The following is an 11065-nucleotide window of genomic DNA, read 5'->3' on the forward strand; positions in this document are numbered from 1 at the left end:
GGATCTTGTCGTCCACCAGGTGGTGCAGCTTCAGGATGTACATGTAGCCGACGCTGATCGGGTCGGGGAACGGCTCGCCGCTGCGGCCGTCGAACAGCCGCGTCTTGCCGGTGGAGTCGATCAGGCGCTCGCCGTCACGGTTGAGCGTGGTGGAGTCGAGCAGACCCGCGATCTCCTCCTCCAGCGCCCCGTCGAACACGGGGGTGGCGAGCTTGGAACCGGCCGGCGCGCTGTGTGCCGCCTTGGGCAGCCGCTTGGCCCAGGACGGGTTGCCGGCGACCTCCCAGCCCTGCTTGGCGACCCAGCCCAGGTGCGTCTCGAGCACCTGGCCGAAGTTCATGCGGCCCGGGATGCCGAGCGGGTTCAGGACCACGTCGACGGGGGTGCCGTCCTCGAGGAACGGCATGTCCTCCACCGGCAGGATCTTGGCGATGACGCCCTTGTTGCCGTGGCGGCCCGCCAGCTTGTCGCCCTCGGTGATCTTGCGCTTCTGGGCGATGTAGACGACCACGCGCTGGTTCACTCCGGAGCCCAGCTCGTCCTCGTTCTCGGCCGAGAACTCCTTGACGGCGATGACCGTGCCCTCTTCGCCGTGCGGAACCTTCAGCGAGGTGTCGCGCACCTCGCGGCTCTTCTCGTTGAAGATCGCGCGCAGCAGGCGCTCCTCGGCGCTGAGCTCGGTCTCGCCCTTCGGCGTGACCTTGCCGACGAGGATGTCGCCGGGGCTGACCTCGGCGCCGACGCGGATGATGCCGCGCTCGTCGAGATCGGCCAGCAGGTCCGGCGCGACGTTCGGGAGATCACGGGTGATCTCCTCCTTGCCGAGCTTGGTGTCGCGGGCGTCGACCTCGTACTCCTCGATGTGGATCGAGGAGAGGACGTCGTCCTTCACCAGGTTCTGGCTGAGGATGATCGCGTCCTCGTAGTTGTGGCCCTCCCACGGCATGAACGCGACGAGCAGGTTCTTGCCGAGCGCGAGCTCGCCGTTCTCCGTCGCCGGGCCGTCCGCGAGGACCTGCCCGACCTCGACGCGCGCGCCGGCGTCGACGACCACGCGGTGGTTGTACGACGTACCCTGGTTGGAGCGGTCGAACTTCCGCAGGTAGTACGTCTCCGTGCCGCCCTCGTCCAGCTGCACCGTGACGTAGTCCGCGGCGACCTCGGCGACCACGCCCGCACCGTTCGCGGTGACGACGTCGCCCGCGTCGATGGCGGCGTAGCCCTCCATGCCGGTGCCGACGACCGGGCTCTCCGAGCGCAGCAGCGGCACGGCCTGGCGCTGCATGTTCGCGCCCATGAGCGCGCGGTTCGCGTCGTCGTGCTCGAGGAAGGGGATCAGGGAGGTCGCGACCGACACCATCTGGCGCGGCGAGACGTCCATGTAGTCGACCCGGCCCTTGGCGACCAGCTCCACCTCGCCGCCCTTCGGGCGGACCAGCACCTGCTCCTCCGCGAAGGAGAAGTCGGTGTTCAGCGGGGCGTTGGCCTGGGCGACGAGGTACTCGTCCTCCTCCGACGCCGTGAGGTAGTGGATGTCGTCGGTGACGACCCCGTCCTCCACCCGGCGGTAGGGGGTCTCGATGAACCCGAAGGAGTTGATGCGAGCGAAGGACGCGAGCGAGCCGATCAGGCCGATGTTCGGGCCCTCAGGGGTCTCGATCGGGCACATGCGGCCGTAGTGGCTGGGGTGCACGTCGCGCACCTCGACGCCGGCGCGCTCGCGGGACAGACCGCCGGGGCCCAGCGCGGACAGACGCCGCTTGTGCGTCAGGCCGGCCAGCGGGTTGTTCTGGTCCATGAACTGCGACAGCTGCGAGGTGCCGAAGAACTCCTTGATCGCCGCCACGACGGGGCGCACGTTGATCAGGGTCTGCGGCGTGATCGCCTCGATGTCCTGCGTGGTCATGCGCTCGCGGACGACGCGCTCCATGCGGGACAGGCCGGTGCGGACCTGGTTCTGGATCAGCTCGCCGACGGCGCGGATGCGGCGGTTGCCGAAGTGGTCGATGTCGTCCACGTCGAGGCGCACGTCGACGCCCTTGCCGTCGCGGGTGCCCTCGAGCGCCCAGATCTTCTCGCCGACCTGCTTGACGGCAGGAGCCGACGTGTCGTGGAGGGCGACCAGGTACTTGATCGTCGCGATGATGTCGTCGACGGTGAGCACGCTGTCCGTGAGGGGCGCGTCGATGCCGAGCTTGCGGTCGATCTTGTAGCGGCCGACCTTCGCGAGGTCGTAGCGCTTCGGGTTGAAGTAGAAGTTGTCGAGCAGCGCTCGCGCGGCCTCCGCGGCGACCTGCTCGCCGGGGCGCAGCTTGCGGTAGATGTCCTTGAGCGCCTCCTCCTTCGTCAGGATGTTGTCCTTCTCGAGCGTCAGCTCGATGGACGCGAACCCGGAGAAGTGCTCGAGGATCTCCTCGCTCGTCAGGCCGAGGGCCTTCAGGAACACCGTGACGGACTGCTTGCGCTTGCGGTCGATGCGCACGCCGACCTGGTCGCGCTTGTCGATCTCGAACTCGAGCCACGCGCCGCGGCTCGGGATGATGCGCGCGGAGTAGACGTCCTTGTCGGAGGTCTTCTCCTGCTGGCGCTCGAAGTAGACGCCCGGCGAGCGGACCAGCTGCGACACGACGACGCGCTCGGTGCCGTTGATGATGAACGTGCCCTTGTCGGTCATCAGCGGGAAGTCGCCCATGAAGACCGTCTGGGTCTTGATCTCACCGGTGAGGTGGTTCATGAACTCGGCCTCGACGTACAGCGGGGCGGCGTAGGTCTTGCCGCGCTCCTTGCACTCCTCGAGCGTGTACTTCTTCTCCTCCAGGAACGGGTTGGTGAAGGAGAGCTGCATCGTCTCGGAGAGGTCCTCGATCGGGGAGATCTCCTCGAAGATCTCCTCGAGGCCGCTCTGGGCGGGCAGATCGGTGCGACCGGCGGCCTGCGCCTCCTCGACGCGGGTGCGCCAGGCGTCGGAGCCCACGAGCCAGTCGAAGCTCTCCGTCTGGAGGGCCAGCAGGTCGGGGACCGTCAGGGTGTCGGTGATCTTGGCGAAGGAGAGGCGGGACGCCCCTCGACCGGTGATCGGAGTGATGGCGTCAGGCGCGGAAACCAAGGAGATGTGACCTTTCGGCGAGACCGCGCTGAACGGGTGCGGTCCCGATTCCTGTCGAGTCGAGCAAGAGGACGTGTGGCGCGTGCCGTGCGCTCCCTCCATGGCGTACCGTCTGCCGAGCAGGGGCACGCCTGACCGCCGACCGCAATATGAGGGCGGAGAGGTGATGTCGACCATCTGCCCACAGACATGGGCCATCGACGAGCGCGAAGATTCAGAGTAGCCGCTTTCGGAGGACTTGTCCAGCGCGGTGCTTGACCCTGCGCGCGATCGTCCGCTATAACCTTCGGTCCGGTTTCCGACCTGCTGGCCGCCGCGGAGCACGGTGGACCTAGGGTCGTCGCGTGGCGAGGTCCGATTCCGTGATGCTGTCCGGCGGGCAGGTCGCGAGCCTCGAGCCGGACCGCTGGAACGCCGCTCGGGTCGAGCTGGTGGTCGACGGCACGCCCCAGTCCAGCGTCAACCTCGCGGACCCGACCGATCTCGCGTTCGAGTACGTCGAGCGGATCGGGCACGTCGTCGACCTGATCGGCGAGCCGCGCGAGGCGATCACGGCCGTCCACTTCGGTGCGGGCGCGCTGACGATCCCGCGCTACGTCGAGTGGACCCGGCCGGGCTCGCGCCAGCAGGTCGTCGAGCTCGAGCCCGAGCTGGTCGACCTGGTCCGGGAGCGCCTGCCGCTGCCGCGGGGCGCCTCCATCCGCCTCCGGTACGGCGACGCGCGGGAGGTGGCCGGCCGGCTGCCCGCCGGTCTGCAGGGGGCCGCCGACCTGGTCGTGGTCGACGTGTTCGCGGGCGCGACGATCCCCGCGCCCTGCACGACCGTCGAGTTCTACCGGCTCGCCGCCGGGCTGCTGAGCGACCGGGGCGTGCTGGCCGTGAACGTCGCGGACGGCGCCGGGCTGGCGTTCGCCCGCGGGCAGATGGCGACGATGGCGGCGGTGCTCCCCCACGTGGCCGTCGTCGCCGAGGCCCAGGTGATGAAGGGGCGCCGGTTCGGGAACCTCGTCCTCGTCGCCACGCGCGACGAGGGAATGCTGGGGTGGCTCCCCCGGCTGGTCGCGGCAGGGCCGCACCCCGCGCGGGCGGTCACCGGCGACGAGCTGACGACGCTGATCCGGGGCGCCGCCGTCGTCACCGACGCGACCGCCTCCCCCTCCCCCGACCCCGGCCGCGGCGTCTTCAGCCGCTGATCCGGGGTGCGGCGGACCGCTGTCGCGGGGACGCTCTAGCCTCCCCGCGTGCTCGCTCGTGAGGTGACCAGGATGGCGGAGGCGCTGCTCGACGCCCACCTGCCCGGCAGGGGCTGGACCTTCGCCTTCGACCGGGCGGTCCGCCGCGCGGGGGCCTGCCACCACTCCACGAGGCGCATCACGGTCTCGCGGCATCTGGTGCAGCGGGCGGAGGCGGACGAGGTGCGGCAGGTGCTGCTGCACGAGGTCGCCCACGCGCTGGCCGGCCATCGGGCCGCGCACGGACCGCGGTGGCGGTCGGTCGCGGCCGGCATCGGCTACTCCGGCTCCCGCCTGCACGACCGGCCGATCGCTGAGGACCGCGCCACGTGGTTCGGCACCTGCCCGGCCGGGCACGAGCACCGCCGCTTCCGCCGTCCCGCGAACGACACGTCGTGCGGCCTGTGCTCGCGACGGTTCAGCCGCGCCGCACTGATCACGTGGCGCCGCGCCGCGCCGCTGGAGGCCTGACGGGGCTCTTCGTGACAGATCCGCCGGTGCGCACCGGCAGATCGGTCACGGACGGCCCCGTCAGGGGTGGGATCCTGGTCACTCGGTGACCCGGACCTCCTTCCAGAACGCGACGTAGTCGCTGAAGTCCTTGCCCACGCGCTCGATGCCGCTCTCGTACGGGGTCGGGTAGCTCCACGCGCGGTCCTGCAGCCGCTGCCCGTCCACCGCGACGGTGAAGTACTGGCACTCGCCCTTCCAGGGGCAGGTGTAGGGGGTGGGGCTCTTCTCGAGCAGGCCGTCCTGCACGCTCGACGGCGGGAAGTACCAGTTCCCCTCGATCGAGATCAGGTCCTCCTTCGGGGCCTCCGCGATCACGGTGTCGCCGACCACTGCCTTCATGGGTCCTCCTTCGGTCCGTACCCGGGCCAAGTGCGCCGAGGGCCGATCTGTTCCCGCCGGACGTGGTGGACTCGCCTCCGTGACCCTGCGAGTGCGCGCGCGCCCGACGTGGCCGGAGCTGCCCGCGGCGGTCCGCGGCGCGGTCGAGCGCGCGCTCGGCTCACGGGTGACGTCCAGCGAGAGCCGGGCGGGCGGCTGGTCGCCGGGCTCCGCGGACCTCGTCACCACCGCAGGCGGGCGCCGGGCGTTCGTGAAGACCGCCGACGCCCGCGTGAACCTGGAGACGGTCGCCATGCACCGGCGCGAGGTGGAGGTGCTGCGCCTCCTCGCCGGAGGCCCGGCGCCTCGGCTGCTCGGCGTGGTCGACGCGCGGCCCTGGTTCGGTCTCGTGGTCGAGGCGGTCGACGGGCGGCACCCCGATCCGCTCGCGCCGTCCGACACCCGGCTGCTGCTCGACGCGGTGGGCGGGCTGCCGGTCGCGCCCGCGGGCGGTCCGCTGCGCCGCATCGAGGACGAGCTGGCGGACGCGGCCCACGGCTGGCGCCGCCTGCGCGAGGACGGCGTGCCGCTGCCGGACGAGGTGCGCGAGCACCTGCCGCACCTGGAGGCGCTCGCGGCCCGGATGCCGCACGCCCTGCGCGGCGACTCGGTCGTGCACGGCGACCTGCGCGTCGACAACGCCCTGGTCGACCCGGTCGGCGGCGGTCGGCTGATCGACTGGCCGTCGGCCGTCGTCGGCGCGCGCTGGCTGGACGCGGTCACGTACCTGCTGGACGTGCGGCACCTGGGCGGCTCGATCGACGGCGCGATGCGGCACCCCGTGCTGCGCGACGTGCCCGCCGAGGACGTGGACGCGTGGCTGTCGGTGCTCGGCGCCTACTTCCTCGACTCCGCGCGGCGGCCCGAGCCGCCCGGGCTCGCGGGCATCCGCGACTACCAGGCGGCCCAGGGCGCGACGGTGCTGTCGTGGCTTCTGGAGCGCCGCCGGGGATACTGACGACCATGCGCATGGTGGTGATGCTCAAGGAGCGGCTCGAGTGCCGGCCGGAGGCGGCGTGGCGGGCGCTGCAGTCGCCCACCGTGATGCGGGAGGTCGCCGGGCCGTGGCTCGGGTACGCCTCCATCGAGGACGGCGGGTTCCCCGCCCGGTGGGAGCCGGGCGATCACCCCGTGCGCCTGCTCGCGGCCGGCTTCGTGCCGTTCGGCGAGCAGGACATCTCGATCTCGCTGGACACGACGACCCACGAGGGCGTGCGGATCGTGCGCGACGACGGCCACGGGGTCGACGGCCTGCCGGGGCTGATCCGCTCCTGGTACCACCGGATGGCGGTCGCGCCGCACCCGGACGACCCGGCGGCGACGCTGTACCGGGACCGGCTCGAGTTCGATGCCGGGCCGCTGACGCCGGGGCTGTGGGCCGGCCTCTGGCCGCTGTGGCAGTGGCGCGGCCTGCGCCTCAAGCAGCTCGCGGGGGGCTTCGACGAGGAGCGCGTGACCCCCGAGGCCGCCTGACTGCTTTCGCGGATCCGGATGGATTCGGCGACACGCCGCGGCGCGCGCCCCGGAGGCGGCGTGTCGTGCAGCGAGTCCGGATCCGCGAAAGGAATCCGGATCCGCGAACGAGGCGTCAGCCGACCTTGAAGTAGGTCACCACCGCGGCGGCCGCGGTCACCAGCGCGGCGAGGATCGTGAGCGGCAGCAGCCCGGACCGGCGGGCGGCCTTCACGAGCAGCTGGATGATGAGCAGGAGCGCCGTCGCGACGGCGAGCCACAGCGTCGGGATCGACGTCGAGACGAACTGCTGCACCGGGCCGAACGCGGCGACGAACAGCAGCAGCCCCGCGACCAGGGCGAGGATCGCGAGCAGGGCGTTGCCGCCCGGCTTGCGGAACCGCACGGCGGAGTCGACGACGGCGAGCACCGCCCCGACGATCAGCAGCGCGGAGCCCAGCGTGATCGTGAACGCGGGCGGGGCGGCAGCGGCGAGCGTCGGCACGGGGAGAGACCGTAGCCGCGGGCCGGGCGACCTCCCCTCCGAACCGCTGCGCCGCCCCGAACGCGGGGCGTCGGTCCGGATCGGGAGCGGCTCAGACCAGGCGGCCGACGGAGGCGAGCGCGGCGCGGACGATCGCGCCGCGGCCCCCCTCCATCTCCTGCGCCACGGAGGCGGACGCGGCCTCCTCGGGCGTCATCCAGGTCAGCTCGAGCGCGTCCTGCCGCGGGTCGCAGGTACCCGTGACCGGCACGACGTACGCGAGCGCGACGGCGTGCTGCCGCTCGTCCGTGAACTGGCTGGGACTCGGGGTCGGGAAGTACTCCGCGACCTGGAACGGCAGCGGGCTCGCCGGCAGCTGCGGGAACGCCATCGGGCCGAGGTCCTTCTCCAGGTGGCGGAACAGCGCGTCGCGCAGCGTCTCGCCGAGCATGACCCGGCCGGAGACGATGGTGCGCGCGATCGTGCCGCTCGCGCCCACCCGCAGCAGCAGGCCCACCTCGGTGACCCGGCCCATCCCGTCGGTGCGCACAGGGACGGCCTCCACGTACAGCAGGGGCAGGCGTCTGCGGATGTTCGCGAGCTCGTCCTCGCCCAGCCATCCGGGGTTCGGGTCGGGGGTGCGCACGCTGCTCATCCCCCCTTTCTACCCGGCGCGTCGGAACGGCGGGGCAGGATGCCGGGGTGCCCGGACCGTCGAACCTGCTGCGCGCGGTCGCGGCGGCCCCGATCGGACGGCTCGAAGGACGCCGGCTGCTGGTGCTGCTGCACGGCTACGGCGCCGACGAGCACGACCTGCTGCCGGTCGGGGAGGTGCTGCGCGGGGACGACGCCGTCGTGTCCCTGCGCGGCCCGGCCGCGGTCGGCGCGGGCGCCTCCTGGGTCGACGGGCCCCCGGCCTCGGTGCCGGCGGGCGCCGGGCTCGCCCCCTCCGTGCAGGCCGTGCTGGCGACGCTCGACGCGATCGTCGAGACGGCCGGGACGCCGTCGGCGGTGCGGCTGCTCGGCTTCTCGCAGGGCGGGGCCCTGGCGCTCGAGCTGCTGCGGGCGGAGCCGGACCGGTTCGACCGCGTGGTCGTGCTGGCCGGGTTCGTGTCGGCGTCCCCCTCCCCCGGCGACGCCGGGCTCGCCGAGAGCCGCCCGGCCGTGTTCTGGGGGCGCGGCGACGCCGACCAGGTGATCCCGCCGGACGCGGTGGCCAGGACGGCGGCGTGGCTCGACGCCAACGCCGAGGCCGTCGTGCGCGTCTACGCGGGTCTCGCGCACGGGATCACGCCGGAGGAGCTGGGGGACGTCGCGGCGTTCCTCGTCTGAGTCGGATCACCCCGGAGTCGGATCACCCCGGAGTCAGATCACCCCGGTGCCCGCCGCGACGGCGAGCAGCACCGCCAGCGAGCCGTAGGCGGCCCAGGCGACGACGGCGACGACCCGGGCGCGCACGATCGCGGGGCGGTCCCCCTCCAGCCGGTCGTCGAGCACGGCGCGCTCGACCGCCGCCGTCCGCCGGCTGAACGTCCACAGCGCGTTGACCACCGCGGCGGGCGCGACGGCCGCGAGCAGCAGGAAGCCGCCGACGACCCCCGCGATCAGGCCCGGCGCGGCCCCGAAGCGCAGCGAGTAGTCGACCCGGCCGACCACCATGACGAGCACCAGCACCAGGCCGCCGACCAGCAGCGCACCGTTCGCCGCGAGCGCCGCCCGCTGGGGGAACGTGCGGAACCCGGCCCTCGCGGCGTCCGCCTCCGGCTCGGCCGGGGCCACGCGGAGGCGGAGGACGACGGTCACGGCGATCGAGGCGAGCGCCCAGACCACCATCGCGAGCGCGATCGGCAGCCGCCCGACGCCGAGTGAGAGCAGCACGACGAAGTAGGCGGCTGGTCCGGACACGACCCACGCGACGAGCAGGACCACCGCCACGCGCGGCCACGCCGTGCCGAGCTGCTGCATCCGACCCCCTGGGACCAGCATCGCGTGCGCGCGGCGCTGTCGGTGGCAGGGGGCATGATCCTTCGACCATGTCTTCCGTGCTCGATGCGTTCGGTGCCGCGACCCGCGAGTGGTTCGTCGGCGCCTTCCGCGCCCCCACCGCAGCGCAGGAGGGGGCGTGGAAGGCGATCGCGAAGGGGCAGCACGCCCTCGTCGTCGCGCCGACCGGATCCGGCAAGACCCTCGCGTCGTTCCTGTGGGCCATCGACCGGCTGGCGGACCGGCCGGCCGATGCCCCCTCCGGCACGCGGGTCCTCTACATCTCCCCGCTGAAGGCGCTCGGCGTCGACGTCGAGCGGAACCTGCGCAGCCCGCTCGTCGGGGTGACGCAGACCGCGAAGCGGCTCGGTCAGGCGCCGCCCCGCATCCGGGTCGGCGTGCGCTCCGGCGACACGAGCCAGGCCGAGCGCCGCTCGCTCTCGAGCGATCCGCCCGAGATCCTGATCACCACGCCCGAGTCCCTGTTCCTGATGCTGACCTCGGCGGCGCGCGAGACCCTCGCCTCGGTCGACACGGTGATCGTCGACGAGGTGCACGCGGTCGCGGCGACGAAGCGCGGCTCGCACCTCGCGCTGTCGCTCGAGCGGCTCGACGCGATGCTCGAGCGCCCCGCCCAGCGCATCGGGCTGTCGGCGACCGTGAAGCCGGTGGAGGAGGTCGCGCGCTTCCTCGGCGGCCGGTCCCCCGTGACCGTCGTCGCCCCGAAGGCGCAGAAGACCTTCGACCTCACCGTCGTGGTGCCGGTCGAGGACATGGCCGACCCCGATCTGGGCAGCGGGTGGCCGAAGGCGGGCGACGACGGGCCGAGCGAGGGGTCCGCGGCGCAGGACGTGTTCGACCCCGACGACCCGATGCCGCAGCGCACCGGCTCGATCTGGCCGTACGTGGAGTCGACCATCACGGACCTCGTGCTCGAGCACCGGTCGTCGATCGTGTTCACGAACTCGCGCCGCCAGGCGGAGCGGCTCACCGCCAGGCTCAACGAGGAGTACCAGGAGCGGGTGGAGGCGCGGGAGTCCGCGCAGGAGGCGGAGCTGGTCTCGTCGCTCGCCGGTCGGGGCACCCCGGCTCCCGCCGCGATCATGGCGAGCTCCGGATCGACGCGCGGCGCCACCGAGGTCCTCGCCCGAGCCCACCACGGCTCGGTCTCGAAGGAGCAGCGCGGTCTGATCGAGGACGACCTGAAGTCCGGGCGGCTGCGCTGCGTCGTCGCGACGTCGAGCCTCGAGCTGGGGATCGACATGGGCGCCGTCGACCTGGTCGTGCAGGTCGGCGCGCCGCCGTCCGTCGCGAGCGGGCTGCAGCGGGTCGGCCGCGCCGGGCACCAGGTCGGCGAGATCAGCACCGGCGTCGTGTTCCCGGTGCATCAGGCGGACCTGATCCACGCCGCCGTCACCACCGACCGCATGCTGCGGGGCGAGATCGAGGCGCTGCGGGTGCCCGCGAACCCGCTCGACGTGCTGGCGCAGCAGACCGTCGCGGCCTGCGCGCTCGAGCAGCTCGAGGTGGAGGCGTGGTTCGACACCGTGCGGCGGTCCGCCCCGTTCGCCGCGCTGCCCCGCTCCGCCTACGAGGCCGTGCTCGACCTGCTCGCCGGCCGCTACCCCTCCGACGAGTTCGCGGAGCTGCGGCCGCGCATCGTCTGGGACCGCGACGCCGGCACCATCACCGGCCGGCCGGGCGCGCAGCGGCTCGCCGTCACCTCCGGCGGCACGATCCCCGACCGCGGCCTGTTCGGCGTCTTCCTGGTCAGCGGCAACGAGGGCGGCGGCAACCGCGTCGGCGAGCTCGACGAGGAGATGGTCTACGAGTCGCGCGTCGGCGACGTCTTCAGCCTCGGCGCGACCAGCTGGCGCATCCAGGAGATCACCCACGACCGCGTGCTGGTGCTGCCCG

At 72.8% G+C, this 11065-nt stretch carries 11 protein-coding genes; 6 read left to right on the forward strand and 5 right to left on the reverse strand.

The features are described 5' to 3' along the window. Window positions 1–3106 (reverse strand): DNA-directed RNA polymerase subunit beta (rpoB, locus tag ACFE60_RS14000; protein WP_375389479.1); only part of this gene is annotated, 3106 nt, incomplete at its 3' end. A gap of 344 nt (window positions 3107–3450) precedes the next feature. Here rpoB and ACFE60_RS14005 point away from each other — a divergent pair. After that, window positions 3451–4299 carry a spermidine synthase gene (locus tag ACFE60_RS14005; protein ID WP_375389480.1) on the forward strand — a complete coding sequence of 283 codons (849 nt, stop codon included), beginning with the start codon at window positions 3451–3453 and terminating at the stop codon, window positions 4297–4299. Window positions 4300–4347: 48 nt separating this feature from the next. Continuing rightward, complete coding sequence (locus ACFE60_RS14010) at window positions 4348–4809, forward strand: SprT-like domain-containing protein (RefSeq protein WP_375389481.1); 462 nt, start codon at window positions 4348–4350, stop codon at window positions 4807–4809. Window positions 4810–4887: 78 nt separating this feature from the next. Here the strand turns inward: ACFE60_RS14010 and ACFE60_RS14015 are convergent, their stop codons facing one another. Then, the gene (locus tag ACFE60_RS14015) at window positions 4888–5190 is read right to left on the reverse strand and encodes a DUF427 domain-containing protein (protein WP_375389482.1); all 303 of its coding nucleotides are present in this window, start codon (window positions 5188–5190) and stop codon (window positions 4888–4890) included. A gap of 79 nt (window positions 5191–5269) precedes the next feature. On the opposite strand from ACFE60_RS14015, the gene ACFE60_RS14020 reads away from it, so the two are divergent. Beyond that, window positions 5270–6187, forward strand: a complete 918-nt coding sequence (locus ACFE60_RS14020) for a phosphotransferase (protein ID WP_375389483.1) — start codon at window positions 5270–5272, stop codon at window positions 6185–6187. A 5-nt stretch (window positions 6188–6192) separates the two neighbouring features. Then, window positions 6193–6702 (forward strand): hypothetical protein, encoded by a 510-nt coding sequence (locus tag ACFE60_RS14025; protein WP_375389484.1) that lies wholly within the window; start codon window positions 6193–6195, stop codon window positions 6700–6702. Window positions 6703–6817: 115 nt separating this feature from the next. On the opposite strand, the gene ACFE60_RS14030 is transcribed toward ACFE60_RS14025, so the two are convergent. Both ACFE60_RS14030 and ACFE60_RS14035 read right to left on the reverse strand, forming a co-directional pair. Beyond that, a complete protein-coding gene (locus ACFE60_RS14030; protein WP_375389485.1) occupies window positions 6818–7186 on the reverse strand; it encodes a hypothetical protein in 369 nt (122 codons plus the stop codon). 91 nt (window positions 7187–7277) lie between these two features. Continuing rightward, window positions 7278–7820 carry an NUDIX hydrolase family protein gene (locus tag ACFE60_RS14035; protein WP_375389486.1) on the reverse strand — a complete coding sequence of 181 codons (543 nt, stop codon included), beginning with the start codon at window positions 7818–7820 and terminating at the stop codon, window positions 7278–7280. A gap of 47 nt (window positions 7821–7867) precedes the next feature. Here ACFE60_RS14035 and ACFE60_RS14040 point away from each other — a divergent pair, with 47 nt between their 5' ends. Further along, window positions 7868–8497: an alpha/beta hydrolase gene (locus tag ACFE60_RS14040; protein WP_375389487.1), complete on the forward strand. Its 630-nt coding sequence runs from the start codon at window positions 7868–7870 to the stop codon at window positions 8495–8497. A gap of 33 nt (window positions 8498–8530) precedes the next feature. On the opposite strand, the gene ACFE60_RS14045 is transcribed toward ACFE60_RS14040, so the two are convergent. Continuing rightward, entirely contained in the window at window positions 8531–9130 is a 600-nt protein-coding gene (locus ACFE60_RS14045) for a hypothetical protein (RefSeq protein ID WP_375389488.1), read from the reverse strand. A 68-nt stretch (window positions 9131–9198) separates the two neighbouring features. Here ACFE60_RS14045 and ACFE60_RS14050 point away from each other — a divergent pair. Then, a partial coding sequence (locus tag ACFE60_RS14050; RefSeq protein WP_375389489.1) for a DEAD/DEAH box helicase occupies window positions 9199–11065 on the forward strand: 1867 nt, incomplete at its 3' end.

The organism is uncultured Amnibacterium sp., from assembly GCF_964245895.1.
GTDB lineage: Bacteria > Actinomycetota > Actinomycetes > Actinomycetales > Microbacteriaceae > Amnibacterium.

What these genes read in the sequence shown, in the direction of transcription:
- ACFE60_RS14015 (WP_375389482.1), bottom strand. Translation starts at nt 5,190, where the DNA reads ATGAAGGCAGTGGTCGGCGACACCGTGATCGCGGAGGCCCCGAAGGAG.
- ACFE60_RS14025 (WP_375389484.1), top strand. Translation starts at nt 6,193, where the DNA reads ATGCGCATGGTGGTGATGCTCAAGGAGCGGCTCGAGTGCCGGCCGGAG.
- ACFE60_RS14035 (WP_375389486.1), bottom strand. Translation starts at nt 7,820, where the DNA reads ATGAGCAGCGTGCGCACCCCCGACCCGAACCCCGGATGGCTGGGCGAG.
- ACFE60_RS14045 (WP_375389488.1), bottom strand. Translation starts at nt 9,130, where the DNA reads ATGCAGCAGCTCGGCACGGCGTGGCCGCGCGTGGCGGTGGTCCTGCTC.